Raw genomic sequence first — 14,888 nt, 5'->3', positions numbered from 1 at the left:
AGTGGGACAGCGGTTGGTTCCATGGCCCGGCCGCAGAAGCCAGGCTCAAGGGGCCGGCCTCACCCAGGTCTCCGGAGGACCGGTTTCCGGTCTCCATGAACGAGGTGTGCCATGACGAATGCGCTGCACAACTACTTCGAAGCCAGGCGTTCCTCGGTCTGCCTGGCCCGCCGGTTCGTTCTCACCACGCTGGCGTCGTGGGGGATCTCCGGCGAGTCGGCCGAAGACATTCGTCTGTGCGTATCGGAGTTGGTCACCAACGCTCTGGTACACGGGACCCGCCGCGGTCATGGCTTCCTGGTACGCCTCTGCGCCGACGGGGACGGCGTACGCCTGGAGGTCCACGACAGCCGCGACGCAGGCCCCGGGTCCCTCCCCTGTGTGCATACGGCCTCCGACACGGACATCACGGGGCGCGGACTATGGATTGTCCGATCGCTCGCCGACGACTGGGGGGTGGAGAACCGGGCCCCCTACGGAAAGGTCGTGTGGTCGCGCTTCAAGGCCGTACCCGAGATGCAGCCTGCCGATCAACCCGCGTCGCGGACCGAATGTGAGGGAGAACAGCCATGGAAACTTTCGAACGTGCCCGACTGGACGCCTATTTCGCGAACATCGTCGGCCGCTTCCTCCCCGAGGAACGTGCCTCGTCGTTCCTGATCACACATCTTCTGCCCGAGCGCCCTGGCTTCGTCCGCGCTGTCGCCGCCCTGAGCGACCTGCGTGCGGTGCTTCCCAAGCCCAAGTCGGTCAGCGAGAGCGCGCGCAGAGAGGTCGAGCGCTGCATTGCTGTCGACGCCCTCTCCCGGGGCCTCTTCGCCGACCCGGACAGTGCACTGGACTACATCGAGTCCCGAGCAGGCGGAGAACGGATCGTCCTGCTGGACGTCGGAGGCTACTTCGCTCCCGCACTCACCGACCTGCACGACCGGTTCTCCGGGCAGTTGGCAGGCGTCATCGAGGACACGGAGAACGGCCACCGACGTTACGCCGGTATCGACAAGCTCCCCTGCCCGGTGATCTCGGTCGCTCGTTCGCCTCTCAAAGACCCGGAAGACTTCCTCGTCGGCCAGTCCGTCGTCTTCTCCACCGAGGCGGTCATGCGCGGCCGGGGGGACATTCTTCACGGTCGTCCCGCCCTGGTGATCGGTTTCGGCAAGCTCGGCAGCTCCATCGCCCGACTGCTGCACGCCAAAGGCGTCCAGGTCACCGTCTTCGATATCGATCCCGTCCGTCGCGCACAGGCACTCGCCCAGGGCTTCGCCGTTGCCCGGGACCGGGAGAGCGCCCTGACCGGCGCCGGCCTCGTTCTGTGCGCCACCGGCTCGGTCTCGCTGCGTGGCGAGGACTTCGGCAACCTCCGCAACGGCGCGTACGTCGCCACAGTCACCAGCAGCGAGGACGAACTCGAACTCGGCACCCTCCCCGAGGTCTACACCCGTACGAAGGTCGGCGATCACGTCACCCGCTACCAGACCACCGGTCACTACTTCTATCTGGCGAACGGCGGCAACGCCGTGAACTTCCTCCACGGGGCCAGCGTTGGACCGTTCATCTTCCTGGTTCAGGCAGAGATCCTCTCCGCGATCAGGATGCTCACCCGAGACGACCTCGCCCCCGGCCTCCATGAGGTCGCCGCAGCCGACCGGGCCGCCATCGCGGCGACCTGGCTCTCCTACTTCAACAGGTGATCTCCGTGCCAATCAGTGCAGACCAAATCCGCAGGACCCTGATCGCCTACCTCGGAACGCATCCGAAGGAAATGCCCGGCCTCAGAACCGTACTCAACCTCCTCGACCGTGGTGTCGATCTCACGTCCCGCACGGAGTTCCCGGTCCACGCCACCGCGGGCGCGATCCTCGTGCGCCCGGACAGCCGCATCCTCCACGTCCACCACCTCGCCCTGGACAAGTGGCTCCTGCCTGGCGGCCATCTGGAACCCGAGGACGAGAACCTTCAGGCTGCCGCCCTGCGCGAGCTCACCGAAGAGACGGGCATGGAAACCTCAGCCATCGAGGTGCCGGCGGGCGTCCCCCTCCATATCGATGTGCACGTCATCCCGGCCAACGATGCCAAGGGCGAGCCGGAACACCGGCACGTCGACTTCCGGTATCTCTTCCGGACCGTGAACAGCGGGATCAGTGCGCTCCAGACCGAGGAGGTCAGCGATGCCACCTGGCTGGGCCCAGACGCCATCGTGTCTGCGTCGCTACGTCGACGGGTGGCGGCCGCACTGCGCTGACTTCACAGGCCGGTGCGGCTGCCCCTCGAAGCGGCCTTCCACAAGCTGTGGTTCAGCGGCCGCCCCGCCTCAGCCCGGCCAGACGATCGCCTGGAGTTCGCTGTACGCGTGCAGGGCGTACGAGCCGACGTCCCGGCCGACCCCGCTGCGCTTGAACCCGCCGAACGGGGCCTCCATGTTCCGGCCGATGGTGTTCACCCCGACCCCGCCGGCCCGCAGCCTGCGGGCGACGCGGAAGGCGCGGGCCACATCGCCGGACCAGACGTAGTCGATCAGCCCGTAGTCGCTGTCGTTGGCCAGCGCGATGCCCTCCTCCTCGTCGTCGAAGGGCACCACCACCACGACCGGGCCGAAGATCTCCTCCCGCACGACCCGCATGTCGGGGGTGCAGTCGGCCAGGAGCGTCGGCGCGACGTAGAAACCCCGGCCGGTGGGGGCGGGGCGTTCGCCGCCCGTGACGATCCGGGCTCCTTCCTTGCGGCCCAGTTCGACGTACGACTCGACGCGGTCGCGGTGGGCGGCGGAGATGACCGGGCCGACGACCGTGCCCTTCGCCGTCGGGTCCCCGACGGGCAGGTACCCGGCGTACGCCGTGAGCTTCTCGACCAGGGCGTCGTGCGCGGCCCGCTGGACCAGGACGCGGGTCGGAGCCGTACAGATCTGTCCGCTGTAGAACGAGAACGTGGTGCCGATGCCCGCCACCGCCGAATCGAGGTCGGCGTCGTCGAGCACCACGGCTGCGCCCTTTCCGCCCAGCTCCATCAACTGCCGTTTCATGGAACGGCCGCAGACCTCCGCGATGCGCTGCCCGACCGAGGTGGAGCCGGTGAAGCTCACCATGTCCACATCGGGCGAGTCGACGGCCGCCTCGCCCGCCTCCGCCCCCGAACCGCTGACGACGTTGACGACGCCCGGCGGAACGCCCGCCTCCGCGAGGGCCTCGGCCATCCGGTAGACGGAGAGCGGGTCCTGCGGGGCCGGTTTCACGAGGACCGTGTTGCCCATCGCGAGCGCGGGCGCGATCTTGCCCGCCGGGTTGGCCCAGGGGTTGTTGTACGAGGTGATGCAGGTGACCACGCCCACCGGCTGGCGGACCGCGAGTGCCCCGAAGATCCCGGCCCGGCCCATCGGACCGGCCTCGTTGATCTGCGGCGGGACCGCCTCCTCGGCCGGTTCCAGGGCGCCCTTCGCGTACCGCCGGAACCGGGCCGCGCCCACGGCGACCTGCATGCCCCGGGCCGTTCCCGTGGTGGCGCCGCTCTCCGCCTGGGCGAGTGCGGCGTTGGCGGCGAAGTCGCGCTGCATCAGGTCGGCGGCGCGGTCGAGGATCGCGGCGCGCTCCTCGGGGCGGGTCAGCGACCAGCTCGCGAAGGCCTCGCGGGCCGACGCGGCCGCCTCGTACACCTGCGCGCGGCTCGCCTCGGGGGCGAGGCCGACGATCTCCTCGGTCGCCGGGTTGATCACCTCGTAGTGGCCGCTCGCGGGCTCGGTCCACTCGCCGCCGATGAAGAGGCGCTGGGGAGAGCGCTGGGGAGTCGTGGTCACTGCGTGCTCACCGTCCGGGTGTCGCGTCCGGAGCGCAGCACCGTGCCGGGGACCGCGCCGGTCACCTTGTCGTCGCGCAGCGTCTCCACCCCGTTGACCCGGACCGACACGATGCCGAGCGCCTTGGAGTCGAGCCGGGGGCTGTCGCCCGGCAGGTCGTGGACGAGGGTGGCCGGGCCCGCGTCGATGCGTTCGGGGTCGAAGAGGACGAGGTCGGCGTGGTAGCCCTCCGCGATCCTGCCCCTCTCGCGCAGGCCGAAGAGGCGCGCGGGGTCGTCGGTGAGCATCTTCACGGCTGCTTCGAGCGGCATGAGCCTGCGGCCGCGCAGGCAGTCGCCGATGAACCGGGTGGTGTACGGGGCTCCGCACATCCGGTCCAGGTGGGCGCCCGCGTCGGAGCCGCCGAGCATCACGTCCTCGTGTTCCCAGGTCCGCTGCCGCAGCGCCCAGGAGTCGGGGTCGTTGTCGGTGGGCATCGGCCACAGGACCGTGCGCAGTTCGTCGGCCGCGCAGATCTCGACGAGGCATTCGAAGGGGTCCTGGCCGCGCTCGGCGGCGATGTCGTTGACCACGCGGCCGCTGAGGCCCTCGTTCGCCGCGCTGTAGGTGTCGCCGATGACGTACCGCCCGAAGTTCGCCAGGCGGCGGAAGACGCCGGCCTCCTTGCTGTTGGCGCGGCGCAGCATCTCGGTGCGGGTGCCGGCGTCCCGCAGCCGCTCGATGCGCTCGGGGACGGGCAGGGACAGGATGTCGCCCCAGCCGGGGATCAGGTTGAGCGCGCAGAACGTGCCGAGCGACATGTTCATCGGGGTGAGGATCGGCATCGTCAGCGCGACGATCCGGCCGCCCGCGCGGCGGGCGCGTTCGCTGGGGACCAGCTGGCGCGGCACGCGTTCGGGTACGGCGGCGTCGATGGTCAGGACGTTCCAGTTCAGCGGGCGTCCGGCGGCCGCCGTCATGTCGACGAACAGGTCGATCTCGTCGTCGGAGAACTGGTCGAGGCAGCCCGCGACGATCGCCTCGATCTGGGTGCCCTCGTGCTCGCCGACCGCGCGGGACAGGGCGAGGAGTTCCTCGGGCAGCGCGTGCCGGGAGGCGACGGGCTGCCCGTCGCCGTCGGCGTGGGTGGAGGACTGGGTGGTGGACAGGCCCCAGGCCCCGGCGTCCATCGCGTCGTGGAACAGGGCCAGCATGGCGTCCATCTGGGCGGGCGTCGGCTGTCCGCCGACCGCGTCGGCGCCCATGACGTGGCGGCGCAGCGCGCAGTGCCCGACCATGAACCCGGCGTTGACGGCGATCCGCCCGTCGAGCGCGTCCAGGTACTCGCGGAAGCTGGACCAGGTCCAGTCCACGCCCTCCTCCAGGGCCTTGAGCGCCATGCCCTCGACCCGCGACATCATCCGCCGGGTGTAGTCGGCGTCCTCGGGGCGGTCCGGGTGGAGCGGGGCGAGGGTGAAACCGCAGTTGCCCCCGGCGACGGTGGTCACGCCGTGGTTCATCGACGGGGTGGCGTAGGGGTCCCAGAACAGCTGGGCGTCGTAGTGGGTGTGCGGGTCGACGAAGCCGGGCGCCAGGACGAGGCCGGTGGCGTCCTCGGTGGTCGCGGCGGGCCCGGGGGCCGTGCCGGGTTCCGCGATGACGGCGATCCGGCCGTCACGGATGCCGATGTCCGCCAGGTAGGAGGGTCCGCCGGTGCCGTCCACGACGGTCGCTCCGCGGATGAGGTGGTCGAGCATGACGGGGTCCCTTTCTCCGTGGTGGTGAGGGGAGTTCATGTGGTGCTGGTGCTGGTGGTGATGCTGGTGCTGGTGGTGGTGATGCCGGTGATGCTGTGCGGTGGTGGCGCTGTGCTGGTGGTGGTGCGCCGGGGTGCGTACGGCCGCGGTACGCACCCCGGCTCGCGGAGCGGCGGTCCGGGAAGACGCCGCTCGTTCCTGGGCCCCGCCGGGAGAACCAAGCCCCTTGGGGGTCCCCCCGGACGTAGTCCGGGGGGGTACGGGGGCAGCGCCCCCGGAAGCCCGCGCCTCGAACGCCGGCGCGGCCCGCCTCACGCCGCGTCGCGGAACCGTGTCGTCCGGTGCACCGGATCCGTGTCGATCTCCGGGATCACGTGCTCGCCGATCAGCTTGATCGAGTTCAGGGTGTCCTCGGGGCTGATCCCGATCGGCAGCCCGAAGCTCAGCTGGTCCGCGCCCGCCCGCTCCCAGCGCCGGCACTGTGCCAGCACCTCGTCCGGGTCGCCGCAGATCATCAGCTCCTCGGCGATGAGGAGTTCGATGATCTCCTCGGAGTACTCGGGCAGCAGCTCGGGCCACTGCGGGATGCCCTCGGGGCGCGGGAACGTGTCGTGGTAGCGGAACAGCAGCGACTGGAGGTAGTTCAGCCCGCCGCCCACCGCGATCTCGACGGCCTTGGCGTGGGTCTCGGCGCAGATCGCCGTCGAGGTGACCATCACGTTGTCGTTGACGAAGTCACCGATCGGCTCGGCATCCTTGACGGCTGTCTTGTAGGAGTCGACCACCCACTCCATGTCGGAGACCTTCTGCACGCTGAAGCCCAGCACTCCGAGCCCCTTGCTGCCCGCCATGGCGTACGAGGACGGCGAGCCGGCCGCGTACCACATCGCCGGGTGCGACTTCCCGTACGGCTTGGGCAGGATCTTGCGCGGCGGCAGCGACCAGCTCTTGCCCTGGAAGCCGACGTACTCGTCCTGGAGCCACATCTTCGGGAACTCCGAGATGGTCTCCTCCCAGAGGTCCTTGGTGTGGTTCATGTCGGTGATGCCCGGCATGAACCCGAGGATCTCGTGGCTGCCCGCCCCGCGCCCGGAGCCGAACTCGAAGCGCCCCTCGGACAGGTGGTCCATCATGGCGACCTTCTCGGCCACCTTCACCGGGTGGTTCACCGGGGCCAGCGGGTTGAAGATGCCGGAGCCGAGGTGAATGCGGTCCGTGGCGTGGGCGAGGTAGCCGAGGTAGACGTCGTTGGCCGAGATGTGCGAGTACTCCTCCAGGAAGTGGTGCTCGGAGGCCCAGGCGTACTTGAATCCGGACTTGTCCGCCTGGATGACGTACTCGGTCTCCTCGATCAGCGCCTTGTGCTCTGCCCCGGGATCCACCCTGGACCGAGCGGCTGGCACGTACCCCTGCACAAAGAGCCCGAATTCCAAGGGGGTTCACCGTCCTCAATCGTTTCTGACGATCCGTCAGATTCTGATGTGCCCGACTGTTCCACCGACACCCCGACCCGTCAATACCTGACGACCCGTCAGACACCATGCGGAGCATGGTCAGAAGAGGCTGACCCCGGCCAGCCACCCGCCGTCGATGACGAACGGCTGCCCGGTGATGTACGAGGAGTCGTCCGAGGTCAGGAACAGGGCGAGCGCCGCGACCTCCTCGGGCCTGCCGATCCGGCCGAGGGGGACGAGCTTGCGGTACAGCCCGTCCACGGCCTCCTTCGACGCCACCTGGTCGGCGTCCGGGTCCAGCGCCGCAGGATTGGACATCGCCGTGTCCACGGCCCCGGGGCACACGGCGTTGACCCTGACCCCCTTCGCCGCCAGCTCCACGGCGGCCACCTTGGTCAGGCCGAGGACGGCGTGCTTGGTCGCCGCGTACGCGCCGACGAACGCCATACCGGTGAGCCCGGTGTATGAGGAGGTGTTGACGATCGTCCCGCCTCCCGCCGCCACGATCTCCGGTGCCACGGTCCGTATCCCCAGGAAGGCCCCCACCTGGTTGACCTGCACCACCTGCTGGAACTCCTCCAGCGGCGTGGTCACCAGCTCGTTGAACCGCAGGATCCCCGCGTTGTTGACCAGCCCGTCGATCCGCCCGAAGGCGGCCTTCGCCGCGACGACCGCCGCCTGCCAGTCCGCCTCCCGGCTGACGTCCAGGTGGACGAAGAGCGCGGACTCCTCCCCCAGCTCCTTCGCGAGTGCCGCGCCCTGCTCGTCGAGCACATCGGCGATCACCACCCGGGCGCCCTCGGCGGCGAACAGCCGCGCCTCCTGCTCGCCCTGCCCGCGCGCCGCACCGCTGATCAGCACGGTGCGCCCGTCCAGCTTGCCCATGACCTGACTCCTACCTGTCGAGGTGAGGTGCGACATCGGCGGCGAACGCCGCCATCTGATCGGTCAGTTCGGCCCGGCTGCGGCTGCGGAACCGCACCTGGATCTGGTGCACGCCCATCGCCACGTACTCCCGCAGCGACTCGGCGAGGGCCTCCGGCTTCCCGCTGAGGGTGCGCCGCCCCACGGACCAGTCCGGCTCACCCACGTACAGCGGCTCGGTGATGGCCCCGACGACGATCGGCTCGGCGACCCCGGCCGCATCGCGCAGCGCGCGCAGCCGGGCGATCTGCTCCGGCAGCTTCTCCCTCGGGTCGCCCTGCGGGAGCCAGCCGTCGCCGCGCACGGCGGCCCTGCGCACCGCGGCGGGCGAGGAGCCGCCCACCCAGACCGGCACCCGCTCCTGGGCGGGCCTGGGCAGCTGGCCGAGACCGCTGAAGGAGAACCGCTCCCCCGCGAACTCCGGGTACTCCTCGGGCCCGAGCGCGGCCTTCAGCGCGTCGATCGTCTCGTCGAGCACTGCGCCGCGCCCGTCGAAGTCCGCCCCGAGCGCCTCGAACTCCTCGCGCACGTGCCCGGCCCCGACCCCGAGGACCAGCCGGCCGCCGCTGAGGTGGTCGAGGGTCGCGTACTGCTTGGCGGTGGCCAGCGGGTGCCGCAGCCCGACGACGGCGACATGGCTCATCAGCAGCACGCGCTCGGTGACCCCGGCGAGGAACCCGAGCGTGGCCACCGGGTCGTACCAGACGGTGCTCATGCCGTCCGCGAGCCGGCGCGGAATGGCGACGTGGTCGCAGCTCGCGATGTACGCGAACCCGGTGCGGTCGGCGGTGCGGGCGATCTCGGCGAGGTCGGCCGGGGTGGCCCCGGCCTCCCACGGCTCTGCGTAGATCGCGCTCTGCGACTGGATCGGGAGCTGCATCCCGTACGACAGCGGCCCGGCGGGCGTGATCGGCACCGTCCGGCCTCCTTCCCCTGGACCATATCTGACGCCTCGTCACTTGACGGCGCGCGGGGCCATCGTCGTACCTGACGCCGCATCAGACAAGGGGAAGGGAGGGCTCAGTGCGACCTCGGCGGCGAAACCCCCGTCGGCACCCCGCAGCAGGCGCTTCGGGCTCAGCGCAGCGCCCGTGCCGGGCGCACCGCCGCCACCGCCGCGGCCAGCAGCGCCAGGGCGCCCGTCGCGAACACCGCGTTGCCGATCAGGCCGGTGGCGCGGGACACGTCCAGGTACCGCGCCTGCTCGAACCCCACCCAGGCATAGGTGAGCAGCGCACCCCCGGCGAGCCCGAGCCGGTGCGCCCCGGTCCACCGCTCGCTGCGCGCCCAGCGGACGCACGGCACCAGCACCGCCGCCACGAGCAGCGCCCAGCCGAGGACGGGCACCGCCGGGGGCACCCCGTCCGGCAGGTACTCACGGCCCCAGTACGCGCTGGTGGCGGCGAACGACAGCGCACCGACCACCCAGGGGGAGGGCGGCGGCCGGCCGGTCGTGTGCCGCGCCCGCGGCGGGCGGCAGAGGAAGGCCGCGGTGATCAGTACGGCGATGAGCACGCCCGCCGCGGTGAACTGCTCCGGCGCGGCCACGAAGTCCTCGGACCGCACCTGCGCCAGGGCGAGGAAGCCCGAACCGGCGGTGAACACGAGGGCGGTCGCCGAGAGGCCGGGGAGACCGAGCCAGGGGCGGGTGCGGTCGCCGTCCCCGGCGAAGGCCTCGACGAGCGCGATGGGCACGCAGATGCTCCACACGGTGTGCAGCGTCAGCACGTCCTGGAGCAGCTGGACACCGGTGTCCAGCAGGGGCACCCGCATGCCCGCGTACGCGGCGCCCAGGTCGAAGCCGCCGTAGTGCGGGTTCCACAGCATCTGGTCGACCGGGCCCTCCTCGATGAGTGCGTAGGCCGCGCCGAGCAGGATCATGGTGGGCCAGCCGCGCCCGGCGCGCCTGGTCGCCTCCCGGACCAGCAACGCGCCGCCCCCGTACAGGGGCGCGAGCAGGAACACCGAGGGGAGCGCCGTGATCGGCTGGTTGCCCAGCAGGAACTCCCCGATCAGCGGTGCCAGCAGGAAGAGGGCGAGCACCGACCGGAGGCGGTGATGGCGTGCGCGTTCGGTGGCCATGCCTCCGAAGCTAGAGGGGCCGCCCCGGGGCGGGCATCGGCCGATGGGCCAGGCCGGGGGGACGAAAGTAGCCGGCCGGATGACGAAGGTCGCCCCCAGGGCTCCCGTGGTCCTCATCGTCCCCCTGGGCCGCGTCGTCCCTCGGACCGCATCGTCCCCATGGCCCGGGGCGGGTCCACCGGGCCCGCCCCCGGCCCCGCCGCCGTGCCCGCCACCGGGCCGGAGCACGGTCGGCGGGCACGCCGGCTCACTTGCGGTACAGCTCCTCGATCTCCGCCGAGAAGTCCCGCGTGATCGCGTCCCGCTTCAGTTTCAGCGAGGGCGTGAGATGGCCGCGCTCCTCGGTGAAGTCGACCGGCAGCACGGTGAACTTCCGGATCGACTCGGCGCGGGACACGAGCCGGTTGGCCTCGTCGACCGCGCGTTGCAGCGTGGTGTGCAGCTCCTCGTCGTGGATCAGCTCGTGCAGCGGGACGCCCTCCTTCTTCTTCATCCGGCGCCAGTGGGACAGCCCGTCCGGCTCCAGGGTGATCAGGGCGGTGATGAACGAGCGGTTGTCGCCGACCACCATGCACTGGCTGACCAGCGGATGGGCGCGCAGCCAGTCCTCCAGCGGGGCCGGGGTGACGTTCTTGCCGCCCGAGGTGATGATGATGTCCTTCTTGCGGCCGGTGATCGTGAGGTAGCCGTCCTCGTCGAGCGCGCCCAGGTCCCCGGTGGCGAACCAGCCGCCGTCCAGCGCGGGCACCGCCTCGCCGCGTTCGGCGTCCCAGTAGCCCTGGAACACCTGGCCGCCGCTGAGCAGCACCTCGCCGTCGCCCGCGATGCGGACGGCGGTGCCCGGCATCGGCCAGCCGACCGTGCCCAGGCGCGGTCTGAGGGGCGGGGTGACGGTGGCGGCGGCGGTGGTCTCCGTCAGGCCGTACCCCTCGAAGATCTCGATGCCGGCGCCCGCGTAGAACGCGGCGAGCCGGCTGCCCAGCGGGGAGCCGCCGCAGATCGCGTACCGGACCTGGCCGCCGAGCGCGGCCCGGATGCGGCGGTAGACCAGCGGGTCGTACAGTGCGCGGGCCGCCCGCAGGCCGAGTCCGGGGCCGGGGCCCGTGCCGTGTTCGGCGGCCTCGACGGCCTGGCCGTAGCGCTGGGCGATCCGGGCGGCCCGGTCGAAGGACGAGGCACGGCCCATCTTCTCGGCGGTGGCCCGGCCGGTGTTGTACACCTTCTCCAGCACGTACGGGATGGCCAGCAGGAACGAGGGCCTGAAGCCCGCCAGGTCCGCGAGCAGGTCCTCGGTCCTGATGGACGGCGCGTGGCCGAGCCTGACCCTCGCGCGCAGACAGCCGATCGCGACCATCCGGCCGAAGACGTGCGACAGCGGCAGGAACAGCAGGGTGGACGCCGGGTACTTGCTGACCGACTTGAAGACCGGGTGCAGGAGCTCGATGGCGTTGTCGACCTCGGCGAAGAAGTTGCCGTGGGTCAGCACGCAGCCCTTGGGACGGCCGGTGGTACCCGAGGTGTAGATGAGGGTGGCGGGGGTCTGTGGTTCCAGCGTGGCGCGGCGGGCCGCGACGGCGTCGTCGGGGATGGCCCGGCCGGCCGACTTCAGCCGTCCCAGTACGCCCGTGTCGAACTGCCAGAGGTGGGTGAGGCCGCCGAGCTGCTTGCGTTCCTGGCTGATGACGCGGCCCTGTTCGGCCGTCTCGACCGCGCAGGCGACGGCGCCGGAGTCCTGGAGTATCCAGCGGGCCTGGAAGGCGGACGAGGTCGGGTAGATGGGGACGGTGACCAGTCCGGCGGCCCACGACGCGAAGTCCAGCAGCGTCCACTCGTACGTCGTGCGGGCCATGATCGCGATGCGGTCGCCGCCCCGCAGCCCTTCGGCGATCAGGCCCTTGGCGACGGCGAGCACCTCGCCCGCGAACTCCGCCGCCGTCACGTCCAGCCAGCTGCCGTCGGGCTGCTTGCGGCTGAGGACGGCGTCGGCCGGGGCCTCGCGGGCGTTGTCGAAGGGGATCTCCGCGAGTGAGCCGCGACGGACGGGCGGGGCGAACGCCGGTACGGAGACCTGCTGGACGCTTCCGTCGGCGGCCCTGACCCTGGTCGGCTCGACCAGGACGGGCGCGGTGGTGGTGGCGGGTGGCGTGGACACGTGCGGCTCCTCGGGCATCGGGGTCGGGGTCAAGCCACGTGCGGTCCGGCCGGCTCATGGTCCGGCCGGGTCACTGATCAGGCGCGTTCGAGGATCGCGGTGACGCCCTGGCCGCCGGCCGCGCAGATCGAGATCAGTCCCCGGCCGGGGGCGTCGCGTTCCGCGAGGAGCTTGGCGAGGGTGGCGACGATCCTCGCGCCGGTCGCGGCGAACGGGTGCCCCGTGGCGAGCGAGGAGCCGGCCACGTTGAGCTTCGCCCGGTCGACGGGAGCGAGGCCCGCCTTCTCCCAGGCGGCCAGCGTGGCGAGCACCTGGGAGGCGAATGCCTCGTGGACCTCGAAGAGGTCGAAGTCCCCGACCGTCAGCCCGGCCCGCTCCAGCAGGCGCGGTACGGCGTACGCGGGCGCCATCAGCAGACCGTCCTCGCCGCCCACGTAGTCGACCGCGGCGCTCTCGTACAGCGAGAGGTAGGCCAGCGGTTCGTGCCCGTGCCGCTCGGCCCACTCCTCGCTCGCCAGCAGCACGGTCGCGGCGCCGTCCGTCAGCGGGGTGGAGTTGCCCGCGGTCATCGTCGCGTCCGGGTGGTCCGCGCCGAACACCGGCTTGAGGGTGGCGAGTTTCTCCACCGTGGAGCCGGGGCGCAGGTTCTGGTCCCGGTCCAGGCCGAGGTACGGGACGACGAGGTCGTCCAGGAACCCGCGCTCGTACGCGGCCGCGAGGCGCTGGTGGCTGGTGGCGGCGAGCAGGTCCTGGTCCGCGCGGGCGATGTCCCACCGCCGGGCGGTGAGCGCCGCGTGGTCGCCCATCGAAAGACCGGTGCGGGGTTCGGCGTTGCGCGGGATGTCCGGGACGAGGTGGCGGGGACGTACCCCCGCCAGAGCCTTTGCCCGGCCGCCCGCCGACTTCGCGCGCCGGGCGGACAGCAGCAGCCGGCGCAGTTCGTCGTTGACGCCGAGGGGCGCGTCGCTGGTGGTGTCCGCGCCGCCCGCGACCGCGGAGTCGATCGCACCGAGCATGATCTTGTTGGCGGCGGCGATGACGGCCTGGAGGCCGGTGCCGCAGGCCTGCTGGACGTCGTACGCGGGCGTGCGCGGGTCGAGCCGTGAGCCGAGCACGGTCTCCCGGGCCAGGTTGAAGTCCCGGCTGTGCTTGAGGACCGCGCCGGCGGCGAACTCCCCGACCCGCTGCCCCTGGAGCCCGAACCGCTCGACCAGACCGTCCAGTGCGGCGGTGAGCATCTGCTGGTTGGAGGCCTGCGCGTACGGCCCGTCCGAGCGGGCGAAGGGGATACGGCTGCCGCCGATGACCGCGACCCTGCGGGGCTGCGGGAGTGCGAGGGGGATCAACTCGACCAACTCATCTCGACCAACTCCTGACTCTTGAGTAACCTTACTCTGGAGTAAATCTAAGACCGAGCAGGGAGTCTGGACAATGGCCGACCGCTATCTGTACTTCTCCGGCACAGCGACCGGCCGGTTCCTGACCCGGCGGACCGGGCTTCCGCAGCCCGCGACGCTGCGCCGCTGGACGCTGGAGACCCCGTCGCTGACCGGCCCCGTCCTGCACCTCACCGCCGGGGACTCCACCGTGACCGAGGAGCTCGGCGCGGTCCTCACCGCGACCGGCCTCCAGGTGCGGGCGAGCGCCGAACGGCCCGCCGCGATCGTCCTGGACGCCACGGCCGTCGACACCGCCGCCGGGCTCGGGGACGTGCACGCCGCGCTGCACCCCGTCGTGCGCTCCCTCGCACCCGGCGGCCGCGTCGTCGTCGTCGGAGTGCGCCCGTCCCCGGACGACCACCACCAGGCCGCCGCCCAGCAGGCCCTCGAAGGCTTCGTGCGCTCACTGGGCAAGGAGATCGGCAGGGGCTCGACCGCGCAGCTCGTACGCGTCGAACCCGGCGCGGTCGCGGGCGCCGAGTCCACCCTGCGCTTCCTGCTGTCGCCCCGGTCCGCCTACATCAGCGGCCAGGTCATCGAGGTGACCTCGGCCGCCCCCGACCCCGTCGGCGACTGGGCCGCCCCGCTGGCCGGACGCATCGCGCTGGTCACCGGCGCGGCGCGCGGCATCGGCGCCTCGGTCGCATCGGTGCTCGCCCGGGACGGCGCCCACGTCATCTGCCTGGACGTCCCGCAGGCCCGGGAGGACCTGCTGCGCACCGCCGACCGGCTCGGCGCGAGCGCCCTGCCGCTGGACATCACCGCGTCCGACGCGGCGGCCCGGATCACCGCCGCCGCCCCGGACGGCCTCGACATCCTCGTCCACAACGCCGGCATCACCCGGGACCGGCGGCTCGCCAACATGGCCGCCGACCGCTGGGCCCCGGTCATCGACGTCAACCTCGACAGCGTCCTGCGCACCACGGACGCACTGCTGAAGACCGGCACCGTCAACCGGGGCGGCCGGATCGTCGCCACCGCCTCCATCGCGGGCATCGCCGGCAACAACGGCCAGACCAACTACGCGGCCAGCAAGGCCGGCATCATCGGCCTGGTCCGCTCGCTCGCCCCGCGCGCCGCCGCCGACCACGGCGTCACGGTCAACGCGGTGGCCCCCGGGTTCATCGAGACGAAGATGACCGCCGCCGTCCCGCTGTTCATCCGCGAGGCGGGCCGCCGGATGAACTCCCTCTCGCAGGGCGGGCTCCCGGTCGACGTGGCCGAGACCACCGCCTGGTTCGCCCAGCCCGCCTCCAGCGCCGTCAACGGCCAGGTCGTCCGGGTCTGCGGCCAGAGCCTGCTGGGGGCGTGAAC

Annotated in this window: 12 protein-coding genes; 4 read left to right on the top strand and 8 right to left on the bottom strand. The window is 71.7% G+C overall.

Annotated features, from left to right (window positions below; all coding sequences use genetic code 11):
• Positions 1-111: 111 nt before the first annotated feature.
• The 3 genes from EDD93_RS13620 to EDD93_RS13610 are packed head-to-tail and all read left to right on the top strand — an operon-like array spanning position 112 to position 2,242.
• Positions 112-660: an ATP-binding protein gene (locus EDD93_RS13620; RefSeq protein ID WP_123525406.1), complete on the top strand. Its 549-nt coding sequence runs from the start codon at positions 112-114 to the stop codon at positions 658-660.
• Positions 570-1,691 carry an NAD-binding protein gene (locus EDD93_RS13615; RefSeq protein ID WP_123525405.1) on the top strand — a complete coding sequence of 374 codons (1,122 nt, stop codon included), beginning with the start codon at positions 570-572 and terminating at the stop codon, positions 1,689-1,691. The genes EDD93_RS13620 and EDD93_RS13615 overlap by 91 nt, the downstream gene beginning before the upstream one ends.
• A gap of 5 nt (positions 1,692-1,696) precedes the next feature.
• A complete protein-coding gene (locus EDD93_RS13610) occupies positions 1,697-2,242 on the top strand; it encodes an NUDIX hydrolase (RefSeq protein WP_123525404.1) in 546 nt (181 codons plus the stop codon).
• Between the two features lie 69 nt (positions 2,243-2,311).
• Here EDD93_RS13610 and EDD93_RS13605 read toward each other — a convergent pair whose 3' ends face one another.
• The 8 genes from EDD93_RS13605 to EDD93_RS13570 all read right to left on the bottom strand — a co-directional run bounded on the left by EDD93_RS13605 (position 2,312) and on the right by EDD93_RS13570 (position 13,490).
• Positions 2,312-3,787, bottom strand: coding sequence for an aldehyde dehydrogenase family protein (locus EDD93_RS13605; RefSeq protein ID WP_123525403.1), 1,476 nt, complete (start codon positions 3,785-3,787; stop codon positions 2,312-2,314).
• The gene (locus EDD93_RS13600; protein ID WP_123527748.1) at positions 3,784-5,523 is read right to left on the bottom strand and encodes an amidohydrolase family protein; all 1,740 of its coding nucleotides are present in this window, start codon (positions 5,521-5,523) and stop codon (positions 3,784-3,786) included. Before EDD93_RS13600 ends, EDD93_RS13605 begins: the two co-directional genes overlap by 4 nt.
• Before the next feature lie 311 nt (positions 5,524-5,834).
• On the bottom strand, positions 5,835-6,956 hold the full coding sequence (locus EDD93_RS13595) for an LLM class flavin-dependent oxidoreductase (RefSeq protein WP_123525402.1): 1,122 nt from the start codon (positions 6,954-6,956) through the stop codon (positions 5,835-5,837).
• A gap of 120 nt (positions 6,957-7,076) precedes the next feature.
• A complete protein-coding gene (locus EDD93_RS13590) occupies positions 7,077-7,862 on the bottom strand; it encodes an SDR family NAD(P)-dependent oxidoreductase (RefSeq protein WP_123525401.1) in 786 nt (261 codons plus the stop codon).
• Positions 7,863-7,872: 10 nt separating this feature from the next.
• Positions 7,873-8,817 carry an LLM class F420-dependent oxidoreductase gene (locus EDD93_RS13585; RefSeq protein WP_123525400.1) on the bottom strand — a complete coding sequence of 315 codons (945 nt, stop codon included), beginning with the start codon at positions 8,815-8,817 and terminating at the stop codon, positions 7,873-7,875.
• A gap of 161 nt (positions 8,818-8,978) precedes the next feature.
• On the bottom strand, positions 8,979-9,983 hold the full coding sequence (locus EDD93_RS13580; protein ID WP_123525399.1) for a hypothetical protein: 1,005 nt from the start codon (positions 9,981-9,983) through the stop codon (positions 8,979-8,981).
• Positions 9,984-10,230: 247 nt separating this feature from the next.
• Positions 10,231-12,135 carry a long-chain fatty acid--CoA ligase gene (locus tag EDD93_RS13575; protein ID WP_123525398.1) on the bottom strand — a complete coding sequence of 635 codons (1,905 nt, stop codon included), beginning with the start codon at positions 12,133-12,135 and terminating at the stop codon, positions 10,231-10,233.
• A 77-nt stretch (positions 12,136-12,212) separates the two neighbouring features.
• Positions 12,213-13,490, bottom strand: coding sequence for an acetyl-CoA C-acetyltransferase (locus EDD93_RS13570; RefSeq protein ID WP_123525397.1), 1,278 nt, complete (start codon positions 13,488-13,490; stop codon positions 12,213-12,215).
• Between the two features lie 76 nt (positions 13,491-13,566).
• On the opposite strand from EDD93_RS13570, the gene EDD93_RS13565 reads away from it, so the two are divergent.
• Positions 13,567-14,886, top strand: a complete 1,320-nt coding sequence (locus EDD93_RS13565) for a 3-oxoacyl-ACP reductase (RefSeq protein WP_123525396.1) — start codon at positions 13,567-13,569, stop codon at positions 14,884-14,886.
• Positions 14,887-14,888: the final 2 nt, after the last annotated feature.

The sequence above is a fragment of the Streptomyces sp. 840.1 genome (genome assembly GCF_003751445.1).
Taxonomy (GTDB): domain Bacteria; phylum Actinomycetota; class Actinomycetes; order Streptomycetales; family Streptomycetaceae; genus Streptomyces.
The sequence above is the reverse complement of the archived record's forward strand: the minus strand, read 5'-3'. Positions and strand labels throughout refer to the sequence as shown.